Source organism: Nocardioides guangzhouensis, from assembly GCF_004519545.1.
GTDB lineage: Bacteria > Actinomycetota > Actinomycetes > Propionibacteriales > Nocardioidaceae > Nocardioides > Nocardioides guangzhouensis.
In genome coordinates this window covers 34,899-61,108 of the sequence record NZ_SDKM01000030.1, presented here as the reverse complement: position 1 = coordinate 61,108, position 26,210 = coordinate 34,899, and the positions used below count along the sequence as shown (strand labels likewise).

Below are 26,210 nucleotides of genomic sequence, written 5' to 3'. Positions count from 1 at the left end.
CGAACGGCTTGGTGACGTAGTCGTCCGCGCCGAGGTCGAGCGCCTCGACCTTGTCCTCGCCGTGCTGCCGGGCGGAGAGCACCACGATCGGCACTGGGCTCCAGCCGCGGATCCCCGCGATCACGTCGGTGCCGTCCATGTCCGGCAGCCCGAGGTCGAGCAGCACGACGTCGGGCCGGGTCGCCATCGCGGACAGCGCGCCGGCTCCGTCGGCGGCGGTCACCACGTCCCACCCGGCCGCCTTGAGGTTGATCTGCAGCGCCCGGGCCAGGGCCGGCTCGTCGTCCACCACGAGCACCTTGTACGTCGCCACTCAGGCCCCCGTCCCGGTCCCGGGGGCGTCGGCCCGGGGCAGCGACACCGCCATGGTCAGCCCGCCGCCGGGGGTGTCCTCCACGGTCACGGTGGCCCCGATCGCCTCGGCCAGGCCCTGGGCGACGGCGAGCCCGAGGCCGAGCCCGGTGCCGCCGGTGTCGCCGAGCCGCTGGAACGGGTCGAACATGCGCGCGCGCAGCTCGGGGGGCACCCCCGGGCCGCGGTCGACCACGCGCACGGTGACCTCGTCGGGGTGGACGTGCGCCTGCAGCCGCACCGGCTCGCCGGCGGGGGCGTGGCGGACGGCGTTGCCGACCAGGTTGGCCACCACCCGCTCGAGCAGCCCGCCGTCGGTGTGCACCAGCGGCGTGGACTCGTCGGCCTCGAGGACGACCCGGTCCCGCGGGTACCCGGCGATCGCGAGCGGCAGCACCTCGTCGAGGCCGAGGTCGCGCATGACCGGTTTGAGCAGTCCGCTCTCGAGCCGGGACAGGTCGAGCAGGTCGTCGATGAGGTGCTCGAGCTGGTCGGTGGCGACCACCAGGGTCTCGGTGAGCTCGGCCCGGTCGGCGTCGTCGAGGCCGGGGCTGGCCAGCCCCTCGACGGCGGTGCGCATCGTCGCGAGCGGGGTGCGCAGGTCGTGCGACACCGCCCGCAGCACGGCGGTCGAGGTGGCCTCGGCACGTTCGAGGGCCTGGGCGCGGGCGTCCCGCTCCCGCAGCCGGCGGTACTCCAGCACCAGGCCGGTGGTCACCGCGAAGCCCTCCAGCACGCGCTGGTCGGAGGCCCGCAGCCGGCCACCGCGCAGCGCGAGCACCCGGTCGTCGTCGACGGTGACCCGGGTGTCGGCCTCCTCCGGGTGGGTGGCCGGCTCGGGGCCGCTGGACGCGACCACGGCCCAGTGCCCCTCCCGTCGTGCGAGCAACGCGACGGAGTCGAGGGAGAACGACTCGCGGAGCTGCTCGGTGACCGCTTCGGCCGTGTCCTGCCCGGTGAGGATCGACTGGGAGAGCTGGGCCAGGGTGGCGGCCTCGGCCCGGGCCCGGGTGGCGTCGAGCGCGCGGCGGGACGCACTGTCCACGACGGTGGCGACGGCCACCGCGACCGCGACGAACACCAGCAGGGCGACCAGGTTCTCCGGGTCGGCGACGGTCCACCGGCCGACCGGGGGCGTGAAGTACCAGTTGAGCATCAGGAACCCGACCACCGCCGCGGCGATCGCCGGTGCCCGGCCGCCGATCAGGGCCACCGCCACCGCGATCGCGAGGTAGAACATCACCTCGGTCGGCAGGCTGTGCACGTCCTTGGTGACCATCAGCACGATGGTGAGCAGGGCCGGGAGCAGGAACGCGGCGAGCCAGCCGGCCAGCAGCCGGCGAGGCGCCAGCGCCGACCGCCGGGCGCGGGTGCGGACCCGCCGCTCGGCCTGGTCGTGGGTGACCAGGTGGACGTCGATGCTGCCGGCGAGTGCCGCGATCCCCGGACCGGTGGCGCCGGTGAACAGCTGCCGGAGCCGGCCGTGCCGCGAGAGGCCGACCACGATCATGGTGGCGTTGACGCCGGTGGCGAAGTCGACCACGGCGTCGGCGACGTCCTCGCCGACGACGCTGTGGAAGGAGCCGCCGAGCTGCTCGACGAGCTGGTGCGCGCGCGAGACCCGGACGTCGTCGCGCGAGGCCAGCCCGTCGCTGCTGATCACGTGCACCGCCATCAGCTCCGAGCCGGCCGCCCGCTGGGCGATCCGGGCGCCGCGCCGGATGAGGGTCTCGCTCTCGGGACCGCCGGTCACCGCGACCACCACCCGCTCGCGGGCCGGCCAGGGCGCCTCGATCCGGTGCGCGCGCCGGTAGTCGTCGAGTGCGTCGTCGACCCGGTCGGCCAGCCAGAGCAGGGCGAGCTCGCGCAGCGCGGTCAGGTTCCCGACCCGGAAGTACGACGACAGGGAGGCGTCGATCTGCTCGGCCCGGTAGACGTTGCCGTGCGCGAGCCGGCGGCGCAGCGCCTCGGGGCTCATGTCGACCAGCTGGATCTGGTCGGCGGTGCGCACCACGTCGTCGGGCACCGTCTCGCGCTGGCGGACCCCGGTGATCCGCTCCACCTCGTCGTTGAGCGATTCGAGGTGCTGGATGTTGACGGTGGTGATGACGTCGATCCCGGCCGCCCGGATGTCCTCGACGTCCTGGGCCCGCTTCTCGTGCCGGCTCCCGGGGACGTTGGTGTGGGCCAGCTCGTCGACGAGCACCACCGCCGGCTTGCGCGCGATCACGGCCTCGGTGTCCATCTCGGTGAACTCGGCACCGCGGTGGGACATGGTCTTGCGGGGCACGATCTCGAGGCCCTGGAGGTGCTTGATCGTGAGCGGGCGCCCGTGCGTCTCGACGAAGCCGACGACCACGTCGGTGCCGCGGGCGAGGCGGCGGTGCGCCTCGTCGAGCATCGCGTAGGTCTTGCCGACGCCGGGGGCGGCGCCGAGGTAGATCGTCAGCCGACCCCGCCGCGGCGTGTGCGGCACGGACGCCGGGGCGGGGTCGGAGACGGTCATGGTCCGATCATCCCAGCCGGGCGGCGTCGCGCACCGCCACGTTGAGCATCAGCACGTTCACCCGAGGCTCCCCGAGGACGCCGAGGGTCCGGCCGTCGATGTGGTCGGCGACGAGCCCCCTGACCCTCTTCTCGGACAGGCCGTTCGCCCGGGCCACGCGGGGCACCTGGAGCGCGGCGTACGCCGGCGAGATGTCCGGGTCGAGGCCGGACGCCGAGGCGGTGACGGCGTCCGCCGGTACGTCGGCCGGGTCGACACCCTCGCGCTGGGCGATCTCGGCCTTGCGCTGCTTGATCGTCGCCACGAGGTCCTCGTTGTCCGGGCCGAGGTTCGAGCCGTAGGACGACAGTGGGTCCCAGCCCTCACCCGCGGCTGAAGGCCGCGGGAGGAACAGGGTGCCGTCGGCCGCCTGGCCGATGATCTGCGACCCGACCGCGTCCGAGGGGTTGGTGGTGTGGTCTCCCTCGGCGGTGACGAGGGACCCGTTCGCCCGCCAGGGCATCGACACCGCTGCGATCCCGGTGACGGCGAGGGGGTAGCCGAGGCCGAGCACCGCGGTGAAGAGCAGCAGGGTGAGCAGGCCGGCGACCGAGTGCCGGGCGAGCTGGAAGAGGTCCTTCATGGTCAGACTCCGGGGAGGATCGAGATGACGAGGTCGATGAGCTTGATGCCGAGGAACGGGGCGACCAGCCCGCCGACGCCGTAGATCAGCAGGTTGCGACGCAGCAGTGCCGTCGCCGATGACGGTGTGTAGCGGACTCCGCGCAGGGCCAGCGGGATCAGCACCACGATGACCAGCGCGTTGAAGACCACCGCGGACATCACCGCGGACTCGGGGCTGGACAGCCGCATGATGTTGAGGACGTCGAGGTCCGGGAAGGCGACCACGAACATCGCCGGCAGGATCGCGAAGTACTTCGCGACGTCGTTGGCGATCGAGAAGGTCGTGAGCGCGCCGCGGGTGATCAGCAGTTGCTTGCCGATCTCGACCACCTCGATGAGCTTGGTCGGGTCGGAGTCGAGGTCGACCATGTTGCCGGCCTCCTTGGCGGCCGTCGTGCCGGAGCTCATGGCCACGCCGACGTCGGCCTGGGCGAGCGCGGGCGCGTCGTTGGTGCCGTCGCCGCACATCGCGACCAGCCGGCCGCCCTCCTGCTCGCGGCGGATCAGCGCCATCTTGTCCTCGGGCGTCGCCTCGGCCAGGAAGTCGTCGACCCCGGCCTCGGCGGCGATCGCCCGCGCCGTGAGCTCGTTGTCGCCGGTGATCATCACCGTGCGGATGCCCATGCGGCGCATCTCGTCGAACCGCTCGCGGATGCCGTCCTTCACGATGTCCTTGAGGTGCACGACCCCGAGCAGCCGGGCCGGCGCCGTGCCGACCTGCTCGGCCACCACGAGCGGCGTACCTCCGTCACTGCTGACCCGCTCGACGATCGGGTCCAGCTCCGGCACCCGCCGGCCACCGGTGGCATGCACCCACGTCGACATCGCCGAGCCCGCACCCTTGCGGATCCGGTGCTGCGTCCCGTCCTCCCGGGGGAGGTCGATCCCGCTCATCCGGGTGGTGGCGGAGAACTCGATCAGCTCGGAGCCCTCCGTCGACGGAGTCCGCAGGTCCGCCCACGCGCGGTGCACGAGGGTCACGATGCTCCGGCCCTCCGGCGTCTCGTCGGCGAGCGAGGCCAGCAGCGCCGCCTGCGCCAGGTCCTCCGGCGAGACGCCCGGGAGCGGCAGCAGCTCCGCTGCCTGGCGGTTGCCGTAGGTGATGGTGCCTGTCTTGTCGAGCAGCAGTACGTCGACGTCCCCGGCCGCCTCGACCGCGCGGCCCGACATCGCGAGCACGTTGCGCTGCACCAGCCGGTCCATGCCGGCGATGCCGATGGCGGAGAGCAGGCCGCCGATCGTGGTCGGGATCAGGCAGACCAGGAGGGCGGTGAGGATCACCACGCTCTGCGAGGCGTTGCTGTAGTCGGCGACCGGCGCCAGCGTCACCACGACCAGGACGAACAGCACGGTGAGCGCCGCCAGCAGGACGTTCAGCGCCTTCTCGTTCGGCGTCTTCTGGCGCTCCGAGCCCTCGACCAGGGCGATCATCTGGTCCACGAACGAGTGCCCCGGCTCGGAGGTGATCCGCACGACGATCCGGTCGGAGAGCACCGTGGTGCCGCCGGTGACCGCACAGCGGTCGCCGCCGGACTCCCGGATGACGGGGGCGCTCTCGCCGGTGACCGCCGACTCGTCCACGGAGGCGACGCCCTCGATGACGTCGCCGTCGCCGGGGATCCGCTCGCCGGCCGTCACCACGACCACGTCCCCCTGGCGCAGCGAGCTGCTCGGGACCTCGTCGGTGGGGAGCGCGGCCAGGTCGGACGTGCGCTCCAGCTGCGACGCCGAGCCGCGGATCCGCCGCGCCGTGGTGGTCTGCTGCAGGGCGCGCAGGCTGGCCGCCTGCGCCTTGCCGCGCCCCTCGGCGACGGCCTCGGCGAGGGTGCCGAACAGCACGGTGAGCCACAGCCAGAGCGAGATCACCAGTGCGAACCAAGAACCGTTCACGCCGGCGGCGATCGTGGTCACCACGGCACCGATCTCGACCACGAGGAGCACGGGGTGCTCCAGCAGGTCCAGCGGCCGCATCTTGAGCACGGCCGACGGGAGCGCCTCCAGGAGGTGCCGACCGAGCCCGCCCGGCTGGGGCGCCGGCGCGTGGTGGTGCGGTGCTTGTTGGGGGGTGGCGAGGTAGGTCATGCCAGGGACTCCACGATCGGTCCGAGGGTGAGCACCGGCACGAAGGTCAGTCCGACCACGACCAGGGCGACACCACTCAGGAGGGTGACGAACAGGGGGCGGTGCGTGGGCAGGGTGCCCGCGCTCTCGGGGAGCTTCTGCTGGGCCGCGAACCGGCCGGCCAAGGCGAGCACGAAGACCATCGGCAGGAACCGGCCGAACAGCATGCACACGCCGAGCAGGACGTTCCAGAACGGCGTGCCCGCGGTCAGGCCGGCGAACGCGCTGCCGTTGTTGTTGGATGCGGAGGTCACGGCGTACAGCGCTTCCGACAGGCCGTGCGGTCCGGATTCCTGCAACCCTGCGAGGCCGTCCTCGAAGCTGATGCCGATGGCGATGCCCGCCAGCACCAGCGCGGGCGTGGTCAGCACGTAGAACGCGACCAGGACGATCTCCGGCTGCCCGATCTTCTTGCCGAGGTACTCCGGCGTCCGGCCCACCATGAGCCCGCACAGGAACACGGTGACGATCGCGAGCATGAGCATCCCGTAGAGGCCCGATCCGACACCGCCCGGAGCGATCTCGCCGAGCATCATGTTGAACATCGCCACCCCGCCACCGGGGGCGGTCAGCGAGTCGTGCATGGAGTTGACCGCGCCGGTCGACGTCGCGGTGGTGGACGCCGCGAACAGGGCGCTGGCGGCCTCGCCGAAGCGGGTCTCCTTGCCCTCCATCGCACCGCCCGCGGCGGCCGGGGCGAGCCCGGGGCCGGCCAGCTCGGACCAGGTCAGCAGGGCCACCCCGGTGAGCCACAGGACGCCCATCACCGACATGATCGCCGCGCCCTGGCGCCTGCTGCGGACGATGATGCCGAAGGCCCAGGCCATCGCGAACGAGATCAGCAGCAGCAGGTAGATCTCGAGCAGGTTGCTCAGGGGGGTGGGGTTCTCGAACGGGTGCGACGAGTTGGCATTGTAGAACCCGCCACCGTTCGTGCCGAGCTCCTTGATGGCCTCCTGGCTGGCCACCGGCCCGCCGGTGACGTGCTGCACCTGGCCGGTGAGCGTGGTGATCGCGTGCGGGGCGTCGAGGTTCTGCACGGCACCCATCAGCACCAGCAGGAGGGCGGCGACGAACGAGATCGGCAGCAGCACGCGGACGACGCCGCGCACGAGGTCGGCCCAGAAGTTGCCGACCCGGCCGCCGGCGCCGGAGCGGGCGAGTGCCCGGGCGAAGGCAGCGGCGACCGCCATGCCGACGGCCGCGGAGACGAAGTTCTGGACCGCGAGGCCACTCATCTGGAACAGGTGGCCGGTCGCGGCCTCGCCGGAGTACCACTGCCAGTTCGTGTTCGTCGTGAACGAGACCGCGGTGTTCCACGCGCCGTCGCTGGGGAGCGCCGGGAAGCCGAGCGAGAGAGGCAGGTGCTGCTGGAGCCGGCCGAAGGCGAAGAGGAGCAGGACGCTCGCCATCGAGAAGCCGAGCACCGAGATCAGGTAGGTGCGCCAGTGCTGGTCGGCGTCCGGGTCCAGCCGGAGCAGCCGGTAGGCACCCCGCTCCACGGCCCAGTGCCGCGGCGAGGTGTAGGTGTGGGCGAGCCAGCGGCCCAGCGGCCCGACGGTCAGCGCCAGCGCGGCGACGAGCGTGACGATCTGGAGGACCGCCGCGGTGGTGGCGCTCACCGCTCCGACCGCCGGTCGATGAAGCCCGCCAGCCAGGCCAGCGCCGCGAAGGCCGCCACGGTGGCGAGGACGAAGGCCAGGTCGGCCATGGTCATTGCACTTTCGACACAGGGGACGCCCGGACAGGCGCCGGTGCGGAGGTTCCGCGCCTCTTCGAGGCTCCCTCGGGCGGAGGCCGTACCGGGGCGGCGTTGACGGATCCCTGACGGCCCCCGGCCGTGCCTTGACGGACCCCGTGCGACCGTGTCGCAGGAGCGCCGCGGGATGTAGTCTGGGGCCTCCCAGGGCTGGAGGCGTTGCTCCCGGGCACACCACCCGGAGGAGGTGCGGGTCGTGCCGACCTCGCCCGTTCGCCATGCGCAGGAAACCGACTTCGATCCCGTCCAGGTCGCGCTCTGGAAGGACCTGCTCGCCGCGCGCGCCGAGGTGAGACGGCGTCGTCGTAGCCCGGGACGGCAGGCACTGAGCCAGTCCCACGTCCTGCTGCTGGCGGCGCTGGAGGCGTACATCGCCTGTCTCGTCGAACGCGACCGGCCCGTGCCGTACGCCCTCCGCGACGAGGTGCGACTCTGGCGGTGTGCGATCCAGGGCGACCGGCTGCCCCGGCGTGCGAGTACCCCAGCCAGCCCCGCTCCGTGACGCCGAGCTGCCGTGACCGGGCCGGACGCCCGCGGCCGACCCGTCAGGTGGGACCGAGTGCGACCGCGACCTGGTCGGCGAGCAGGACGGCGATGCGGCGGTCCTCGCGGGACGGGTACGAGTGCCGATCGGTGGCGGAGACCAGGAAGTGACCCGCGACGGCCGGGCCCCGCTGCACCAGGACCGCTACGTACTCGTCCGTGGGCAGCCCGACCCGCTCCACGTCGACGGCAGCGCCGTTGCGGGTCACCACACCGTCGTGGTCCAGCACGGCGATCCGCGCGTCTCGCGGAGGGCCGTCCACGAAGCGGCAGGTGTCGGCGCCGAGCACCTCCGTGATGTGTCGGGCGACCACGTCGACGACCGTGCTCGTGGGAGCCTCGCCCTCGGCCACGGCGCGGGCGGCGCCGAGCACCCCCTCGAGGTAGCCGGCGCGCCGCGCGGCCCGGGTGTGCTGCCGCGACCCCCACAGCGCGGTCTCCGTGACCGCGCCGCTGATCAGGAGCAGCAGCACCGTGGCCTCGACGTCGTCGGCGTCGGAGATCGTGAACCGCAGGTAGGGCTGGGTCAGGAAGAAGTCGAACCAGACGGCGGCGGACACCGCCGCGAGCAGGCCCGAGACCCGGTCCCCGGTCGCCGCGGCGCCGACCACCACGAGCACCAGCACCAGCACCGTGGTGGCCGGGGTGACGCTGTCGCGGACCGTCGCGAGGAGTGCGCTGACCGCGAGCGGGACCAGCGCCGCGGCCACCCGGATCGCGGGCAGCCAGCCGGCGGGTACCGGGCCGGTACGCCGTTCGACCACCATGACTGCTCCTCCCGTCGGCTCGTTCCCATTGTCGGTCGCCGCGCGCGGGTCCGGCAGGGCCGCAAGGCCCGGGAGCGGCGATCCTGACGGTTCCTTGACGACGCCGGGTCCGTCGTTGACGGCACCCGGTTGCCGACGAGGGCTACGGTCGCCGGCATGGGCACCACGATCGAGATCCCGACCCCGACGGGCCGGCGGAGGCCTACCTCACCGGGGAGGAGGGGCATCCCGGCGTCCTGTTCTACATCGACGCGATCGGGCTCCGACCGCGGATCGAGGAGATGGCGGACCGGATCGCGTCGTGGGGGTACGTCGTGCTGGCCCCCAACGTCTTCCACCGCGACGGCCGGGCCGCCGACCTGGCACCGGCCGAGGACCTCCGGGAGCCCGGTGCACGGGAGCGGTTCTTCGCAGGCGCGATGGTCCGGGTGCGGGGGCTGACCCCGGACCTGTCGAACCCGGACGCCCGGCTGTGGGTGGACACCCTGCTTGCTCATGCCTCGGGACCGGTCGGCGTCACGGGGTACTGCATGGGTGCCCGGCTCGCCGTACGCACCGCCGCGCTGCTGCCCGGCACCGTGGCCGCGGTGGGCTGCTTCCACGGCGGCAGCCTCGCCACCGACGCGCCGGACAGCCCGCACCGGCTGCTCGCGGACGCGCAGGCCGAGTTCGTGTTCGGGCACGCCGACCACGACCGGTCGATGGGGCCCGAGGCGATCGCGGAGCTGGGTCGCGCGCTGGACGCCGCCGGGCTGACCGCCACGAACGGGGTGTACGCCGGGGCGGCCCACGGCTACACGATGTCGGACACCGCGGTCTACGACGAGGCCGCCACCGAGCGGCACTTCACCGAGCTCGAGGCGCTGCTCGCGCGCACCCTCTGATGCTCACTCCTCCTCGACCTTCGGCGCCGACATCGGCACCACGGCCCACAGGGTGGTGAAGAACGCCAGGGCGATCGCGGTGGACGCGACCGCGGCCGAGAGCCCGATGACGAGGTCGAAGACAAGGAACACCACCGACGACACGGTGAGCGCGAGCAGCACCAGGCCGGCGCGCGCGCAGAGGTTCGCGGCGGTCACCAGCCAGGCCTTCTCCCGCTTGCGGAACAGGACGCGGTGGAAGGCGACCGGCGCGATCAGGAACCCGGTGGAGAGGACGCCGCCGCACAGGGCCGTGAGGTACGCCGCGACCTGCAGGTCGCTGAGGTCGGAGAACCGCTGGCTGAACGGGACGGTCAGCAGGAAGCCGGTCAGGATCTGCACGCCGGTCTGGCTGACCCGCAGCTCCTGGAGGAGCTCCTCCCAGTTCCGGTTGAGGCGCTCGCGCTGGGTCTCGTCGGCCATGGGCCATGCGTACCGGTCAGCGCCCCCGTTGACCAGACCCCGAGCCGACCAGACCCGGGGCCCACCAGACCCCGTACGGACCGGGTCGCCCCCCGCGCGACCCGGCCCGTTTCCCCGCGGCGATCTACGGGAGAGGAGCAGCGGGCAACGCGATAGATACATCCCGTCTCCGGATTCCTTCCGGAGGTCACCAACCCGCGCCGAAGCAGAGGAACGGCGAGGGCGCGCCGCCGGCGGGCAGGTCCGCCGAAGCCGCGGCCAGCGCGTCGGCCGGCGCCTCGCCGTGGCTGACCCGGCCGTGCCACGCGGCCAGCACCTCGCAGGCGACGTCGTCGGCGACGAGGGCGGGGGAGGAGACCACGGCGCGGGCACCGGCGTGCAGCCAGGCGGCACTCATCCCGACCGCCTCCTCGCCGGAGCGGACCGCGACCCGGCCGAGCTCGCAGGCCGAGAGCACCACCACGTCGGGGGTGGCTGCGAGCTGGTCGATGTCGTAGCCGAACCACGGTCCGTCGACCAGTTCGATCGCCGAGAACAACGGGTTGTCACCGGGGTGCCGCCCGTGGCCGGCCAGGTGCAGGACGTCGACCCGGGCGGCCAGGTCGCTGACCCGGGCTGCGGTCGCGTCCGCGCCGACCAGGACCTCGGCACCGGGCCAGCGCGACCCGGCCTTGGTGACCTCCTCCTCACCACGGGGCACGTGCGGCCCGGCCACCAGGCCGACCCGACCGCCGACCGGCCCGTCTCCAGGCCCGTCTCCAGGCCCGTCTCCCGGTGCGTCTCCCGGTGCGGCCGCAGCGCGCTGCTCGACCCAGCGGGTCGCTGAGGTCGGGATCGTGAGCGGGCGGGCGGCCAGGCCCGGCAGCAGTGACCACGGCGTGCCCGCGAGGTGCCCCGACGGGGTCAGCACCGCCCGGCGGTCGCCGAGCGCCGGCAGCAACGGGCCGAGCAGCCGGTCGCCCACCGTGGCCAGCCGCTGGGTGAGCGACCCGCGGATCGCGGCGGCGAAGGGTCCGGCCAGGTCCGAGCCCGCCATGTCGAGGTCGGCGGCGACCGCGTCGAGGAGCCGGCGTACGTCGTCCGCCGGGCCGAGGTCGTGCACCGCGGCGTGGTCGGGCGTGAGCACGAGGGCGGCGAGCCGGCCGTCGACGACGACGTGCGCCACCAGCGCCGAGTCGGTCGCGGCGAGCTCCGCGCGCAGCGCGTCGGGCGACGTCGGCTCGCCCACCTCGCCGCCGCCCTCGCCGTACCAGCTGCGCTGCCGGATCGCCGCTGCCAGCTCGTCGCGGCGCCGGGCCTCGGGCGAGCGGGGTGCGGGCTGGGCGCCGTGGAGGACGCGGAGCTCGGTGAGGTCGGCCGCCAGGGCGGGGTCGCGCGGTGGCCGGACCGGGGCCACCCGGCCGACCAGGGCACGGGCCCGCTCGGACCACTCCAGCACCAGCTCGGGGCGGCCGTCCGAGAGCGCCGAGCGCAACCCCATCTGGGCGAGGTCGCGGCCGTGCCCGACCAGCGTGCTCTGCAGGTCCAGGCTGCCGAACGACGACTGCCAGTCGTGCAGGTCGGCCAGCCCCGCGCGCACCTGCGTGCGTGCCTCGGCCCGGCGGCCGCGGGCCTCGGCCAGCTCGGCGCGGACCTCCCGCCAGTGCAGGCGTACGGCGAGCGGGTCGGCCGGGCGCACCCGGACCCCGCCCAGCCGGGCCGCCGCGTCGTCGAGGTCGCCGCGCTGTGTCGCCAGCCGGACGCCCTGGAGCCGCAGCGGGGTCGCGTCCCGTCTGTCGTCGCGCTCGTCGAGGCACCGCGCGAGCTCGTCCAGCCGGCGCAGCAGCGCCGGTGCCCGACCTCCGGCGGCCACCTCGGCCGCGGCCGCCACGCCCTCGGCCCGCAGTGCCGGCAGCTCGCTGTCCTGGGCGCGGAACCGTCGGGCCGCCCGGCGCGCCACCACCCGGGCCCTGGCCGGGTCGCCGCGCAGGAGGGTCTGGGCGAGGGTGAGCTCGCAGTCGGCCTGGAAGCGCCGCAGCCGCCGGGCGCCGTAAGCCGACGCGGCGGCCTCCAGCGCCCGGGCCGCCTCGCGGGACATGCCGGCCGCGACCAGCACCTCGGCGCGGTCCTGCTCGACGGTCGCGCGGTACGCCGGCGAGAGCGGCGCGAGAACGTCGCGCGCGTCGTCCATGCCCCGCAGGGCGGCAACCAGGTCCCCGCGCAGGAGCTCGGCGTAGCCGCGGTTGAACCGTGCCTTCGCGCGCTCGACGTCGAGCCCGGCCCGGCCGAACTGGACGTCCGCCTCGGCGAAGTCGGCGGCCGCCGAGGCCGCGTCGCCGCGCTGGAGGTGCACGTTGCCCCGGTTGTTCAGCACCCGGCCGAACGCCTCGGGGTCGGTGCCGAGCCGGGTCGCCGCCTCGCCGAACGAGACCATGGCCTCGCCGGCCTCACCGGCACGCATCTGCAGCAGGCCGAGCTGGAGCCAGGTCCGGCCGACGGTGTCGTCGCGGAGGTCCGAGCGGTCCAGCAGGGCGCGACAGGTCGCCGTCGCGGCGGCGGGGTCGCCGGTCTCGGCGACGACGTAGGCGGAGGTCAGCTCGATGCGGGCGAGCAGGTCGACGTCGGTGGTGAGGACGCGCGCGCGGTCGAGCAGGCGGCGTGCCTGGGGGAAGCGCCCCGCGCTGGCCGCGCTCAGGGCCCGGGCGTACACCTCCCCCGACTCGGCCATGGGCACATCATGGCGTGACCGGGATGCCGTCCTCCAGTGCCTTCTTCGCACGTGCGGCTGCGTCCCTGATCGCCGCCGACACGGCCGCGCGTGCCCGCTTCACCGCGTCCTCGCGGCCGTCCTGGCCGGGATCGATGCCGTCGACGAGGTGCGCGGCCACCCGACCCGCGAACAGCGGGGCGGCGAAGGACGTGCCGCTCCAGAGGGCGAACCGCCCGCGGTAGTCGTCCGGGTCGATCGACGCCCGGTCCCGCTGGAAGGCCTTCGTCCGGGCCATCGGCTGGAGCCCGCCCTCGAAGGGAGGGATGGTGCTGAGGAGCATCGCGCCCTCGGCGTACGTCGAGACCCACGGCCCGGCGTTGCTGAACAGCGAGTCGTCCACGAGGTTGGGGTTGAGCGCGCCCACGGACGTGATCGGCACCAGCCCCCGCTTGTTCTTGACCGGCCCCTTCCTGTCCTTCCACGGCGCGAACGCCGCGGGGAACATCGGCCGCGAGGTGGCGTCGTTGCCGGCCGAGCAGATCACGGCCACACCGCACTGGCCGAGCAGCTCGAGGATCTCGTACAGGGTGGAGTCGAACTCCCCGTCCTCGGCGGTCTCGTGGTAGTACCCCATCGACAGGTTGAGGACGTCGATCGGGTGGCCGCCGGGCTCGTCGTCGCGGTGCCGGCGGGCGACCTCGGCGATCTGGCGAAGCGTGTCGACGAGATCGGTCTCGACGATGGGTCCCTCGGAGCCGACGATGCGCCAGGCCAGGATGTCGGCGTCGGGGCAGGCCTGGTGGACCAGTCCGCAGATGAAGGTGCCGTGGCCGGCCTGCGCGTCGATGCCGCCGTCGAGGGCGCCCACCTGGTCGAACCACTTCTCGGGGTCCGACTCGTCGTCGACGTAGCCGATGTCCTGGCTGCCGAGCCTGACGCCCTGCTTGACGATCCCCCGCAGCCACGGGTGGTCGCCGCAGCCGGTGTCGAGGACGGCCACCACCGGACGGCGGCCCGTCACGTCCGTGTCGGAGCGACGTACGGGCGGCGGACCGACGTACGCGACCGGCTGGCGGCCGCCGCTCCCGGGCGCGCCGTACGACGAGACCGGTGCGGAGTAGCCGGTCGGCGAGTGGAACGGCGTGGGCGAGTGGAACGGTGTGGGGGAGTGGAACGGGGTCGGCGAGTGGAAGGGGTTGGCCTCGAGGTCGCTGCGGACCATGACGACGTGGTCGAGACCGACACCCCGCATCGCCGCAGGTCCGTGCTCCTGGCGGGCGTTCTGGATGAGCACCCAGCCGTCCGGCGCGGTGGCCGTGGCCTTCTTCTCGTTGACCGTCAGGTCGAGGCGCACCAGCCCGAGCTCCGGCACGCGGTCCCGGTAGGCACGCTTGCCCTCGCCCTGACGGCCGTCCCGGGTGACGGTGGCAACCCAGCCGAGCCGGTCGGCGATGGCGGTGAGCCGCTCGATCTGCAGGTCGGTCCGGCCCGACCACGCAATGGTGACCCGGGGCCCGACGTACACCGTCGAGCGTGGTGGCGCACCGTCGACCGGCATCGCGGTGGCGGGGTTGAGGATCCGCCCCTGAACGGTGTCGAGCACGTGCTTGGACGGCACGAGGGGCTCGCGGTTGGCGAGACGCGCGGACTGTCGCCCGGCGCCGTTGCGCGTGCCGTCGGAAGGCGGTGTTGCCATGGGGGAGGACTCCGATGCGTAGGGAGAGGGGGTCGGGTGTCGGACTCGGGCGGTGCGTCAGACGAGGAACGGCGGGGTCGCGAACGGCCGCGGAGCGGTGGGGTCGTCGCCGGCCGCCGGGACGAACGAGAGCCGGGCCTGGCCGGAGCCGGGCGCGGTGAACTCGAAGCGGCCGTGGTCGTCGACCTGCGTCTCCTGGGCGGTCACCCCGGAGCTGCCGACCGGGGAGAGCGACACGGCCATGGGGACCGCCGGCACCACCCAGCCGTCGATGCGGCGCGTGCCGTCGACCGTGCTGACCCGGACCAGCAGGTGGCAGGTGTCGCTGGAGTACTCCAGCGTCCACGGGCCGCTGTCGGTGTCGCTTCCGGTGTCGGCCGAGCGGACGCCGTTCGGCACGCCGGTCGACTCGACCAGCGTGAGCAGCTCGTACTCGAGCTCGAGGTCCGCCGCGGCCAGCGCGGCCAGCACGCCGTCCGCGAGGTCGGCCGGCGGCGGGTCGACCACCTCGAACAGGTCGCGGATCGAGGCGAGGAGCTCGTCGTCGGTGGGCACAGCGTTCATCGGGCACCTCCGGTGCTGGTCATCGCGCACCCCCCGTGCGGTTCAGTTCGGCCCGCAGCTTGTCCAGGCAGCGACCGCGGGTGGGGCCGATGCTGCCGACCGGCATCTGGAGGTCCGCCGCGATCCGCGTGTAGTCCGGGCGTTGCTCCGTGGCGACGATGCGCAGCAGCCGCTGGCACCGCTCGTTGAGCCGGGAGAGCGCGGACCACAGGGTCCGGTGCTCGTCGTCGAGCACCACGGTCGACTCGGGCGAGTCCGGGGACGGCAGCCGGAACTCCAGCGCGTCGTCCTCGACCGGGGTGCTGCGCGTGGACTGCTTGCGGGTCCGCCACGCCTCGCGGCGCGCGGTGGTGCACAGCCAGCCCGAGACGGCCTGCGGGTCGGAGATGCGGTCGGCCGAGCGGACCATCGCCAGCCAGGTGCTCTGGACGACGTCCTCGGACGGCTCCCGCTCGAGACCGGTTGCGCGCACGACGTGCCACAGCACCGGGCTCATCAGCCGGACCAGGTCGTCGAGGGCGCGCTGGTCCCCGTCACGCCAACGCCGGAACGCGCTCCCCGCAGCGTCCCAGACGGAGGAGGACGAGGGGTTCTCCGCCGTTTCGTGCATGCTCATCACGCCCACAAGGTGAGGGAAGGCGTGCTCCTGATACACGGTCTACCGGAAAACGGTTGGCCGACGCAGCAGTTTCCGGTCATTTCGGACGCGGGCGTCCGCTCCGATGCTGCTGCCGACCCCTGGCCGGTCAGGGAAATCGATGCCCGGTCACGGAAAGCATTCCCTGACCGGGCACTGATTCCCCGGACGACCGGGGAATCACTGTCGCGACACCAGCACTCAGCCGGTGATCGACTTCGGCAGGCCGGTGGGCGTGCACAGCCCCTTGCCGATGCCCTCGGTGTCGTCGTTGCGGATGTGCTCGAACATCTGCTTCGAGCGCTGCTCGTCCCAGTGCACCGCGAGGTCGCGGATCGGCACGCCGCAGGTCAGGCCGTCCTTGCCGTTGACCCGGGTCATCGCCCAGGCGAACCGGGCCAGGTCGATCGGGCCGGTGCCGTCGCTGACCGAGAACGTCTTCGCGCCGGCCATGTTCACGCGCCAGTAGCGGACCGGGTTGACGACCGTCCACGGAGAGGTCGCCTCGTCGCCGATCGAGGAGACCACCTCGCGCTGGTGCCGGGCGCGGGTGACGTCGCCGTACCTCGGGTCGGTGTGCCGGGACCGCGCGTAGCCGAGGGCGGTGACGCCGTCGGCCTCCTGGCAGCCCTTGGGGATGTCGAGGTTGGCGAGCTTGTCCTTCATCTTTCGCTCGGGGCAGATCTCGATGCCGCCGACCGCGTCGACGACGTCCACGAAGCCGCCGAACCCGATCTCGACGTAGTTGTCGACCTTGATCCCGGTGTTCTTCTCGACGGTCTTGACCAGCAGCTTCGGGCCGCCGAACGCGAACGCGGCGTTGATCTTGGAGACGCCGTGGCCGGGGATGTCGACCAGCGAGTCGCGCGGGATCGACATCAGCAGGTTCGGGCCCTTGCCGATGTGCATGAGCATGATCGTGTCGGTGCGACGGCCGCTGCCGCCGCCGGTGCCGAGCCTCTTCCGCTCCTCCTTGGACAGGTCCTCGCGGGAGTCGCTGCCCACAACGAGGTACGTCGTGCCGTCCTGGTCGTCGGGCCGGGCACCCTTCGGGAACGCGTCGACGGTGGAGACCTTGGAGAAGGCGTAGAGCGGGACCGCGACCAGGAACACCAGCCACGCCACGAGCAGCAGCATCACGATGCGGAACCGACGGCGGGGGAACCGGGGCCGGAAGCCGCGGCCGCCACCGGAGCCACCGGAGTCGCTGCCGGTCTGCCGCGGGGGCACCGGCGGCGGGGGCTGCCGGTGCGGTGGGGCGGTCGGCTGCGTGGGCGGGATCACGCGGGTCTGGTCCGGCGAGGGGCCGTCCTGCGGGGCCGGGCGACCCGAGGCGCCGGCGCCCGGGGCCCGGATGGCCTCGGTCGCGTCGTCGTCACGGGACGACGAGCCGCCGTACAGCCAGTCGTACTCCGGCGTGCCCGGCTTCGGTCCCTGGGGGCGTTCAGACATGAGGGGAGACGATACCGTGCGATCCGTGCCCGACCCTGATCCGCGACGACCCCTGTTGTCCCCGTCACACGCGCGGGTCTCCCTGGCGATCCTCACGCAGAACCGCGAGGCCAACCTGCTCGGCAACGTGCACGGCGGCGAGATCATGAAGCTCGCGGACTCCACCGCGGGCGCGGTCGCGCAGCGGCACAGCGGCGGTCCCGCGGTGACCGCCGCGATCGACGAGATGGCGTTCCTCGAGCCGGTCCACGTCGGCGACATCGTGCGTTGCTCGGCCCAGGTGAACTGGGCCGGGCACTCCTCGATGGAGATCGGGGTCCGGGTCGAGGCGCAGCCGTGGACGGACGCCTCGGCACCCGCGCTGCACGTCGCCTCGGCGTACTTCGTGTTCGTGGCGATCGACGCCGAGGGCCGTCCGCGGACGATCCCCGGTCTGGTCCCCGAGACCCCCGACGAGGTACGTCGCATGCGCGAGGCGGAGATCCGCCGGGCGCACCGGCTGGCCAAGAAGGCGGAGATCGCCTCGGGTCGCGGCTGACCACCGGCGCGCCGTGGCGGCTGTGGCGGCTGTGACTGGTGATACTGGCGTACCACCGGTCGTCGAGCACGCTTCCCCAGCAGAGAGGTTCGTCGATGCCGCCCGTTCCTTCCCCCGGGTCGCACGGTCAGCCCACCGAGCAGTCCAGCAGCACCAGCCCCAGCGGCGCCGACGCGCGCACCCGCCGCACGCCGGACCGTGCGGCCAAGGTGCGGTTCCGACGGGCGATCACGCTGATGGTGATGACGCTGGTGCTGCCCGGCTCCGCGCAGCTGGTCGCCGGCAACCGGAAGGTCGGCCGGATCGCACTGCGCATCTGGTTCGCGCTGCTCGCGGTCGGCCTCGGCCTGCTGCTGCTCAGCCTGGTCTGGCACGGGTTCGCGTTCCGGGTCGGCGCCAGCCCGTTCCTGCTCGAGGTGCTCAAGACCATGATGATGCTGGTCGCCATCGGCTGGGCACTGCTCTTCATCGACGCCTGGCGGCTCGGTGAGCCGCTCACCCTGCTCAAGGACCAGCGGCTCGCGGTGGTCGGCATCAACGGCATGCTCTGCTTCACGGTCGCGGGCACGCTGCTCTTCGGCGCCCACCAGGTCGGGGTCTACCGCGACTTCGTGGTCACCGTGTTCGGCAACGGCGCAGCCTCCGACGCCCACCACGGCCGCTACAACGTGCTGCTGCTCGGCGGCGACTCCGGCGCCGGCCGCTGGGGCCTGCGCCCGGACTCGATGACGGTGGCCAGCATCGACGAGGAGACCGGCAAGACGGTCCTCGTCGGCCTGCCGCGCAACCTGGAGAACTTCCGGTTCGCCCCCGGCTCGGTCATGGACGAGCAGTTCCCCGACGGCTTCGACTGCGAGGGCTGCTACCTCAACGGCGTGAGCACGTGGGCCGGCGACAACAAGGAGCTGTTCGGGAGCTCGAAGACCCCCGGCGTGGACGCGACGATCATGGCCATCGAGGGCATCACCGGCCTCGAGATCAACTACTGGGCGATGGTCAACCTCCAGGGCTTCAAGGACCTGGTCGACGCGGTGGGTGGGGTCACCCTGACCGTTCGGGCGCCGATCCCGGTCGGCGGGCTCGGGTCCGACGTGACCGGCTACATCAAGCCGGGCACCCGCAAGCTGAACGGCCACGACGCCCTCTGGTTCGCGCGGGCCCGCGAGGGTTCCGACGACTACTCGCGGATGGCCCGGCAGAAGTGCGTGATGAACGCCCTGCTCACCCAGGTCAGCCCCCAGCGGGCGGTCCGCAACTTCGGTGACATCGCCAAGGCCACCAGCGGCATGATCGAGACCAACCTGCCGCGCAGCGAGCTCGCCCCCTTCGCGGAGCTCGCGCTGAAGGCCAAGAGCCAGAAGATGTCGACCGTCTCGATCGTGCCGCCCGTCATCAACACCGCCGACCCGGACCTCCCCAAGATCCGGTCGATGGTCGAGAAGGCGATCGCGAAGTCCGAGGGACGCCCCGCGACGAAGGCCGGCAAGAAGAAGCAGCAGGTGCAGACCGGCGGCTCGCTCGGCACGCGGGACGGCGGGTACGCCGCGAACGCCTCCGACGACCTGTCCGCTGCGTGCTGACGCCCTGGGTGCCCAGCCACCGCCTGCCCGGCCACTGCGGGCCGAGCCACCGGGTGCCGCGCCACCCGGTGCCGAACCTCCGGGTACGGAGCCCGAGGAGGGGCCTCTAGGGTGGTCGCCGTGCCTCCCGCCCCCACCCCGCCCCGGATCGTCGCGGTCGTCGTGACGTTCAACCGGCGCGCCCTGCTCGAGAGGCTCGTCGACGAGCTCCGGCGGACGCCGCGGCTGGCCGAGATCGTGGTCGTCGACAACGCCTCCACGGACGGCACGGGTGCGTGGCTGGCGGACCAGGCGGACCTGCACGGGGTGACGCTGGAGGAGAACCTCGGCGGCGCCGGCGGGTTCCACGCGGGCATGCGGATCGCGCTGCAGCGCGGCGCCGACCTGCTCTGGCTGATGGACGACGACGGGGTGCCGGCCACCGGCTGCCTCGACCTGCTCCTCGAGCACCAGGGCGAGTTCGACTTCTGGGGGCCGGCCGTGCTCGCCGAGCAGGAGCCCTCGCGGCTCTGCTTCCCGATCCGGCTCCCCGGGCGGGCCGCCGTCGTGCACCGGATGGCCGAGGTCGAGGCGGCCGCGGTCGACGGCGTCATCCCGGACGTCGTGATCCCCTTCAACGGGGTCCTGGTGACCGCCGACCTCGCCGGCCGGATCGGGCTGCCCCGCGAGGAGTTCTTCATCTGGGGTGACGACGTGGAGTACCTCTGGCGGTCACGTCGGGCCGGCGCCCGCACCGGCACCGTGGTCGACAGCCACTTCCTGCACCCGGCCACCGACGACCTCGGCACGCCGCTGATGTTCGGCCGCACGACGTACAACCACAGCCCGAGCGACCTCAAGCACTACTGCATGGCCCGCAACAACACCGTCAACCTGCGCGACTACCGCGGCTGGCCGGCGGTGCTGGCGTTCCTGGTCAAGACGGTGTGGTTCTACACCTTCACCCGGCCGGACGCGGGCCGGCTGCGGCTCAGCGCCGAGGCAGTCCGGGCCGGCCTGCGCGGCGACTTCACCGGGCACCGGAGGTTCCTCGGTGGTTGAGGAGCGAGGAACGAGCGTCTCGAAACCACCGCACGAGACCGTCGCGGTGGTCGTCGTCACCTACAACCGGGCGGACCTGCTGGTGGGCATGCTCGACGGGCTGGCCACCCAGACCCGGCGCCCCGACGCCGTGCTCGTGGTCGACAACGCCAGCACCGACCACACCCGCGAGGTGCTCGACGCCCGCACCGACCTGCCGCTGCGGGTCACCCACAGCGAGGAGAACCTCGGCGGCGCCGGCGGGTTCCACCTCGGCCTGCGGCTCGCGCACGAGGCCGGGTTCGACCGGATCTGGCTCATGGACGACGACGTGGTCCCGGCCCCGGACTGCCTCGAGCGGATGCTCGAGCACGACGGCCCGTGCCTGATGGCGGTCCGCGAGGACCGGCGGGGCCACCTCGTCGAGAAGTCCGCGGTGGTCTTCGACCTGCGCAACCCGCTCGCGATCCGGCCCAAGACCGACTCCGTCGAGACCCGCTACCGCACCCGCGCGGCGATGCCGGCCGAGGTGCCCGTGCAGGTCGTCGCGTTCGAGGGGTTCCTGGTGCACCGCCGCGTGGTCGACGCGATCGGCCTGCCGGATCCGGCGTACTTCATCTTCTACGACGACGTCGACTTCGCGATCCGCGCCCGCCGGGCCGGCTTCCCGATCGCGGCGGTCCGCGACGCGGTGCTCGTGCGGCAGCTCGACTTCGACCAGCAGCACGCGCTGGACACGTGGAAGGGCTTCTACATGTACCGCAACCTGTTCGTCGTGCACCTGCGGTACGGCGAGAACGCAGCGGTGCGTCTCAAGCCCCTGCTGATCACGCTCGCCGTGGTGCTGCTGAGCCCGCTGCGCGGCGGGAAGGCGGAGGCCTCGAACGTGATCCGTGCCATGAAAGCCGCCCGCGGCATGCGGGAGCTCTCACCGGAGAGCCGGCCGGGCCGCGCCGGCGAATCGGGGGAGCGCCACTTCGGACCGTAGACTGGCGCACTGCGCCGATCCCTAGGAGAAAACGCCCTTGTCCACCCCTGACCTCGTCGTCGTCGGATCCGGGTTCTTCGGACTGACCATCGCCGAACGCTGTGCCAACGAGCTCGGCCTCAACGTGCTCGTGCTCGAGCGTCGCCACCACCTCGGGGGCAACGCCTACAGCGAGGCCGACCCCGAGACCGGGATCGAGGTGCACGTCTACGGCGCGCACCTCTTCCACACCTCCAACGAGAAGGTCTGGGAGTACGTCAACCGGTTCACCAGCTTCACGAACTACCAGCACCGGGTCTTCGGCCAGTACGCCGGCCAGGTCTACTCGCTGCCGATGAACCTCGGGCTGATCAACCAGTTCTTCGGCAAGAGCCACACCCCCGACGAGGCGAAGGCGCTGATCTCCGAGCAGGCCAGCGAGATCGACACCGCGGACGCGGAGAACCTCGAGGAGAAGGCGATCTCCCTGATCGGCCGCCCGCTCTACGAGGCGTTCATCAAGGGCTACACCGCCAAGCAGTGGCAGACCGACCCCACCAAGCTGAGCGCGGACATCATCACGCGGCTCCCGGTGCGCTACAACTTCGACAACCGCTGGTTCAACGACAAGTACGAAGGTCTCCCGGTCGACGGCTACACCGCCTGGCTCGAGAAGATGGCCGACCACCCCAACATCGAGGTGCGCCTCGAGACCGACTTCTTCGACGTCGCCGAGGAGTGGAAGGGCCGGGTCCCGATCGTCTACACCGGCCCCGTCGACGAGTACTTCGGGCACTCCGAGGGCCGCCTGTCCTGGCGCACCGTCGACCTCGAGGCCGAGGTGAAGGAGGTCGACGACTTCCAGGGCTGCGCGGTGATGAACTACAACGACCAGGACGTGCCGTGGACCCGGATCCACGAGTTCAGGCACTTCCACCCCGAGCGCACCTACATCTCGGGCAAGACCGTCATCGTCCACGAGTACTCCCGCTTCGCCGAGGACCACGACGAGCCCTACTACCCGATCAACACCGCCGACGACCGCGAGAAGCTGCTGCGCTACCGCGAGCTCGCCAAGAAGGAGCCGATGGTGCTCTTCGGCGGCCGCCTCGGCACCTACAAGTACCTCGACATGCACATGGCCATCGGGTCCGCGCTCACGATGTTCGAGAACAAGCTCAGGCCGCACTTCGCCGAGGGTGCGCCGCTGACCAGCGGGGGAGTGGACGAATGACCGACACCGCACGCACCCAGCCGACGACCGAGCCGACCGCCCCCCAGACCGTGCGCCGGGTCCTCCAGCGTTTCGTCCTGCCGGTCGACCGCGACCTCGACGTCATCCCGCTGTACGTCGACAGCGAGGCCGCCGTGCTCGACGCCGACCGGGACTCCATCGGCGGCAACAGGTCCGCCAAGGCGCTCAACAAGGCCGCCCTGCGCCAGTCCACCGGCGCCGGCACCTCGATGCGCGGCGACGCGATCCTCGGCCGCCACCGGCTGCGCGTGGACGCCGGCACCCACCTGTCGCTCGGCACCTACTTCAACGGCTTCGCGGCCGGCTACTGGCGCCGCTGGACCGTGGTCACCGACATCCGCCTCACGGTCACCGTCTCCGGCGCCGGCGCCCACGTCGTCGTCTACCGGTCGATGGCAAACGGCCGCTCGCAGCGGGTCGACTCGCAGACCTCGACCTCCCACGAGCGCACGACCTTCGAGTTCGACCTGTCGCTGATCCCGTTCCAGGACGGTGGGTGGTACTGGTTCGACGTCATCGCCGACGACGAGGACGCGATCCTCGAGGAGGCGGTCTGGGACGCCGAGGTCCCGGCCGACCGTGCCGAGCCCGGCACCGTCACCGTCGGCATCACCACCATGAACCGGCCCGACTTCTGCGCCAAGCTGATCGGCCAGCTCGGCGCAGACGACGAGGTGCGGTCGCTGCTCGACGAGGTCCTGGTCATGGAGCAGGGCACGAAGAAGGTCGTCGACGACCCGCACTTCGCCAAGGCCGAGGCCTCCCTCGAGGGCCGGCTGCGCGTCATCGAGCAGGCCAACCTCGGCGGCTCCGGCGGCTTCGCCCGTGCCCAGCTCGAGACCCTGCGCGCCGACCGCTCGACGTACGTCCTGTTCCTGGACGACGACATCGTCGCCGAGCCCGAGTCGATCCTGCGCACGGTCACCTTCGGCGACCTGGCCCGCCGCCCGACCATCGTCGGCGGCCACATGTTCAGCATCTTCTCCAAGTCGCGGCTGCACAGCTACGGCGAGATCGTGAACCGCTACCGCTTCTGGTGGATGTCCCCGCCGTCGGTCGAGCCCGACTGGGACTTCGGTGCCCGCAACCTGCGCAGCACCCGCTGGCTGCACCGTCGGGTCGACGTCGACTTCAACCCGTGGTTCCTGTGCCTGATCCCGACCAGCGTGGTCCGCGAGATCGGCCTCGGCCTGCCGCTGTTCATCAAGTGGGACGACAGCGAGTACGGCGTCCGCGCCCAGGCCGCGGGCTACCCGACCGTCACCCTGCCCGGTGCCGCCGTCTGGCACGTGCCGTGGACCGACAAGAACGACGCGCTCGACTGGCAGGCCTACTACCACCAGCGCAACCGCTTCGTCGCGGCGCTCCTCCACTCGCCGTACAAGCACGGCGGGCGGCTGGTCCGGGAGTCGTTCAACCACCAGGTCAAGCACCTGGTCTCCATGCAGTACTCCACGGTCGAGCTCCGCCACCAGGCGCTCGAGGACGTGCTGTCGGGCCCGGAGCACCTGCACCGGGACCTGCCGGTGAAGCTCGGCGAGATCCGCGAGGTCCGTGCCTCGTTCACCGACTCGCAGCTGAAGAGCGACCCCGACGCGTTCCCGCCGCCGCGCCGCGAGCGGCCGCGCAAGAGGGACGACCAGTCCGAGATCCCGAGCCGCGCCGCCCAGCTGGTCTCGGCCGGGCTCGGCTCGCTGCGTCAGCTCCGCAAGGTGCGCCCGCTGTCGCGGGAGTTCCCCGAGGCCGTGGTGCCGGCGATGGACGCCAAGTGGTACCGCCTGGCGTCGATGGACGCAGCCGTGGTCAGCATGCCCGACGGCACCTCCGCCGCGCTCTACCAGCGCGACCCGGAGCGGTTCCGCGAGATGCTCCGCAAGACCGTCGAGATCCACCAGCGACTGCACCGCGAGTGGCCGCTCCTGGCCGAGCAGTACCGCAGCCAGCTCGCCGAGATCACCTCCGAGGAGGCATGGTCGGAGACCTTCGGCATCGCGCCGGAGGTGGGTGAGTGAGCAAGCATCGCGCGGCGCCGATCGACCAGCTGTCCTCGCCTGCGGCCTCGAGCGGGCTGTTCGAGGTCTTCCGTCGTCGCTACCTGCTCGGGCTCCTGGTCCGGCGCGAGGTCCAGGCGCGCTACCAGGGCTCGTTCCTCGGCTTGTTCTGGTCCTACATCCAGCCCGCCTTCCGGCTGGCGATGTACTACTTCGTCTTCGGCGTGATCCTGGGCAAGAACATCGAGAACTTCGCCATCCACCTCTTCGCGGGCCTGGTGATCGTCCACTACTTCACCGAGACCTTCAGCTCGGGCACCCGCTCGATCGTCCGGAACAAGGGCGTCGTGCAGAAGATGGCGGTGCCCCGCGAGATGTTCCCGGTCGCGTCGATGCTGGTGTCGGCGTACCACGTGATCCCGGGCCTGGTCCTGCTCACGGGCCTGTGCGTGCTGCTGGGCTGGACCCCCGACCCTGTCGGCATGGCCGCCGGGCTGCTCGGCTTCCTGCTGATCGCGGTCCTGGGCACCGCGTGCGCGCTGCTCTTCAGCGTGGCCAACGTGTTCTTCCGGGACTTCAGCAACGTGGTCTCGCTGCTGACCATGTTCACCCAGTTCAGCGTGCCGATGATGTACCCCTACAGCCTGGTGAAGGTGCGCTTCGGAGAGTTCGCGCCCTACTACCTCTACAACCCGCTGGCCGAGGCGGTGCTGCTCTTCCAGCGCTGTTTCTGGGTGGGCACCACCTCCGACCCCGAGCTCACCATCCTCACCAACATGCCGCGCCACCTGTTCGCGATCGGGTTCGCGCACCTCGGCGTCGGACTGGTGGTGCTGGTGCTCGCCCAGCTGGTGTTCGCCCGATTCGAGAGCAAGATCCCGGAGCGCCTCTGATGCCGCCGCCCTACCCGCACAACGCCTCCATCGTCGTCGACCACGCGTCGAAGGAGTTCAAGCTGCGCCACCACCGGACCATGAAGCAGATGACCGTCGCGATGATGCGCCGGCAGGTGCTGTCCACCAGCTTCCGGGCCCTCGACGACGTCAGCTTCACGGTCCGCCAGGGCGAGTCGGTCGGCATCATGGGCCTCAACGGCTCCGGCAAGTCGACGCTGCTCAAGCTGATCAACGGGATCATGCGGCCGGACCGCGGCGAGGTGCTCACCCGCGGACGGATCGCGGGCCTGATCGCCACAGGCACCGGCTTCCACAGCCAGCTCAGCGGCCGGGACAACATCTACCTCAACGCCGCGGTGCTCGGGATGTCCGAGGCGGAGACGAAGCGGAAGTTCGACTCGATCACCGAGTTCGCCGACATCGGCCAGCACCTCGACAGCCAGGTCGGGCACTACAGCTCCGGCATGACCGCACGCCTGGGCTTCGCGATCGCCATCCACGTCGACTCCGACATCTTCCTCGCCGACGAGGTGCTCGCCGTCGGTGACAAGCCCTTCAAGAAGAAGTGCATGGAGAAGATGCAGGAGATCCGGGACAGCGGTCGCACGCTGTTCTACGTCTCCCACTCGGCCGGCTCGGTGCGGAAGATGTGCGACCGCGTGATCGTGCTCGAGAGCGGTCGCGTGGGCTACGACGGACCCGTCGACGAAGGCATCCGCTACCTTCACTACGACGAGGCCAACGAAACGGACGAGGAGCTCGCCGACGACGCGATCGGCGCCGACATCTGATCCCGCGGGCCGGGCCGGCGACTGGACAGTCCGACTTGACAAATCCGGGATCACCCGGCGTGTCGACTGGAAATTACA

At 72.0% G+C, this 26,210-nt stretch carries 22 protein-coding genes; 10 read left to right on the top strand and 12 right to left on the bottom strand.

The genetic code is table 11. The annotated features are described in order from the left end of the window. The 5 genes from EKO23_RS18380 to kdpA form a co-directional block, all read right to left on the bottom strand. On the bottom strand, positions 1-313 hold a 313-nt coding region (locus EKO23_RS18380), incomplete at its 3' end, for a response regulator (protein WP_134719588.1). Then, the gene (locus tag EKO23_RS18375) at positions 314-2,857 is read right to left on the bottom strand and encodes a sensor histidine kinase (RefSeq protein ID WP_134719587.1); all 2,544 of its coding nucleotides are present in this window, start codon (positions 2,855-2,857) and stop codon (positions 314-316) included. It lies immediately after the preceding gene. 7 nt (positions 2,858-2,864) lie between these two features. Further along, positions 2,865-3,479, bottom strand: coding sequence for a K(+)-transporting ATPase subunit C (kdpC, locus tag EKO23_RS18370; protein ID WP_134719586.1), 615 nt, complete (start codon positions 3,477-3,479; stop codon positions 2,865-2,867). Positions 3,480-3,481: 2 nt separating this feature from the next. Next, positions 3,482-5,602, bottom strand: a complete 2,121-nt coding sequence (gene kdpB / locus EKO23_RS18365) for a potassium-transporting ATPase subunit KdpB (protein ID WP_134719585.1) — start codon at positions 5,600-5,602, stop codon at positions 3,482-3,484. Then, positions 5,599-7,263 (bottom strand): potassium-transporting ATPase subunit KdpA, encoded by a 1,665-nt coding sequence (gene kdpA, locus EKO23_RS18360; protein ID WP_246051174.1) that lies wholly within the window; start codon positions 7,261-7,263, stop codon positions 5,599-5,601. The genes kdpB and kdpA overlap by 4 nt, the downstream gene beginning before the upstream one ends. A gap of 333 nt (positions 7,264-7,596) precedes the next feature. Between kdpA and EKO23_RS18355 the strand changes: the two genes are divergently transcribed. Continuing rightward, positions 7,597-7,902, top strand: a complete 306-nt coding sequence (locus EKO23_RS18355; RefSeq protein ID WP_134719583.1) for a hypothetical protein — start codon at positions 7,597-7,599, stop codon at positions 7,900-7,902. Between the two features lie 43 nt (positions 7,903-7,945). On the opposite strand, the gene EKO23_RS18350 is transcribed toward EKO23_RS18355, so the two are convergent. After that, on the bottom strand, positions 7,946-8,710 hold the full coding sequence (locus EKO23_RS18350) for a DUF4118 domain-containing protein (protein ID WP_134719582.1): 765 nt from the start codon (positions 8,708-8,710) through the stop codon (positions 7,946-7,948). A 236-nt stretch (positions 8,711-8,946) separates the two neighbouring features. On the opposite strand from EKO23_RS18350, the gene EKO23_RS18345 reads away from it, so the two are divergent. Beyond that, a complete protein-coding gene (locus tag EKO23_RS18345) occupies positions 8,947-9,594 on the top strand; it encodes a dienelactone hydrolase family protein (protein ID WP_134719581.1) in 648 nt (215 codons plus the stop codon). A 3-nt stretch (positions 9,595-9,597) separates the two neighbouring features. On the opposite strand, the gene EKO23_RS18340 is transcribed toward EKO23_RS18345, so the two are convergent. From EKO23_RS18340 to EKO23_RS18315, 6 genes are all read right to left on the bottom strand, one after another. Beyond that, the gene (locus EKO23_RS18340) at positions 9,598-10,056 is read right to left on the bottom strand and encodes a DUF6328 family protein (RefSeq protein WP_134719580.1); all 459 of its coding nucleotides are present in this window, start codon (positions 10,054-10,056) and stop codon (positions 9,598-9,600) included. A 187-nt stretch (positions 10,057-10,243) separates the two neighbouring features. Further along, on the bottom strand, positions 10,244-12,763 hold the full coding sequence (locus EKO23_RS18335) for a CHAT domain-containing protein (RefSeq protein WP_134719579.1): 2,520 nt from the start codon (positions 12,761-12,763) through the stop codon (positions 10,244-10,246). 7 nt (positions 12,764-12,770) lie between these two features. Next, a complete protein-coding gene (locus tag EKO23_RS18330; RefSeq protein WP_134719578.1) occupies positions 12,771-14,441 on the bottom strand; it encodes a S8 family peptidase in 1,671 nt (556 codons plus the stop codon). 57 nt (positions 14,442-14,498) lie between these two features. Beyond that, complete coding sequence (locus EKO23_RS18325) at positions 14,499-15,005, bottom strand: hypothetical protein (RefSeq protein WP_134719577.1); 507 nt, start codon at positions 15,003-15,005, stop codon at positions 14,499-14,501. 19 nt (positions 15,006-15,024) lie between these two features. Then, a complete protein-coding gene (locus EKO23_RS18320) occupies positions 15,025-15,621 on the bottom strand; it encodes an RNA polymerase sigma factor (RefSeq protein WP_134719576.1) in 597 nt (198 codons plus the stop codon). Positions 15,622-15,843: 222 nt separating this feature from the next. Beyond that, positions 15,844-17,094, bottom strand: coding sequence for an LCP family protein (locus tag EKO23_RS18315; RefSeq protein WP_134719575.1), 1,251 nt, complete (start codon positions 17,092-17,094; stop codon positions 15,844-15,846). A gap of 55 nt (positions 17,095-17,149) precedes the next feature. Between EKO23_RS18315 and EKO23_RS18310 the strand changes: the two genes are divergently transcribed. The 8 genes from EKO23_RS18310 to EKO23_RS18275 all read left to right on the top strand — a co-directional run bounded on the left by EKO23_RS18310 (position 17,150) and on the right by EKO23_RS18275 (position 26,132). Beyond that, positions 17,150-17,632: an acyl-CoA thioesterase gene (locus EKO23_RS18310; RefSeq protein WP_246051173.1), complete on the top strand. Its 483-nt coding sequence runs from the start codon at positions 17,150-17,152 to the stop codon at positions 17,630-17,632. A gap of 95 nt (positions 17,633-17,727) precedes the next feature. Then, positions 17,728-19,212, top strand: a complete 1,485-nt coding sequence (locus EKO23_RS18305) for an LCP family protein (protein WP_134719573.1) — start codon at positions 17,728-17,730, stop codon at positions 19,210-19,212. A 120-nt stretch (positions 19,213-19,332) separates the two neighbouring features. After that, positions 19,333-20,253 (top strand): glycosyltransferase family 2 protein, encoded by a 921-nt coding sequence (locus EKO23_RS18300; RefSeq protein ID WP_134719572.1) that lies wholly within the window; start codon positions 19,333-19,335, stop codon positions 20,251-20,253. Then, on the top strand, positions 20,246-21,220 hold the full coding sequence (locus EKO23_RS18295) for a glycosyltransferase family 2 protein (protein ID WP_134719571.1): 975 nt from the start codon (positions 20,246-20,248) through the stop codon (positions 21,218-21,220). The genes EKO23_RS18300 and EKO23_RS18295 overlap by 8 nt, the downstream gene beginning before the upstream one ends. Positions 21,221-21,257: 37 nt before the next feature. Beyond that, positions 21,258-22,433, top strand: a complete 1,176-nt coding sequence (glf, locus tag EKO23_RS18290) for a UDP-galactopyranose mutase (RefSeq protein WP_134719570.1) — start codon at positions 21,258-21,260, stop codon at positions 22,431-22,433. Further along, positions 22,430-24,466 carry a glycosyltransferase gene (locus EKO23_RS18285; RefSeq protein ID WP_134719569.1) on the top strand — a complete coding sequence of 679 codons (2,037 nt, stop codon included), beginning with the start codon at positions 22,430-22,432 and terminating at the stop codon, positions 24,464-24,466. Before glf ends, EKO23_RS18285 begins: the two co-directional genes overlap by 4 nt. After that, entirely contained in the window at positions 24,463-25,338 is an 876-nt protein-coding gene (locus EKO23_RS18280) for an ABC transporter permease (protein WP_134719568.1), read from the top strand. The genes EKO23_RS18285 and EKO23_RS18280 overlap by 4 nt, the downstream gene beginning before the upstream one ends. Continuing rightward, on the top strand, positions 25,338-26,132 hold the full coding sequence (locus tag EKO23_RS18275; protein WP_134719567.1) for an ABC transporter ATP-binding protein: 795 nt from the start codon (positions 25,338-25,340) through the stop codon (positions 26,130-26,132). The genes EKO23_RS18280 and EKO23_RS18275 overlap by 1 nt, the downstream gene beginning before the upstream one ends. The last annotated feature ends 78 nt before the right edge of the window (positions 26,133-26,210 follow it).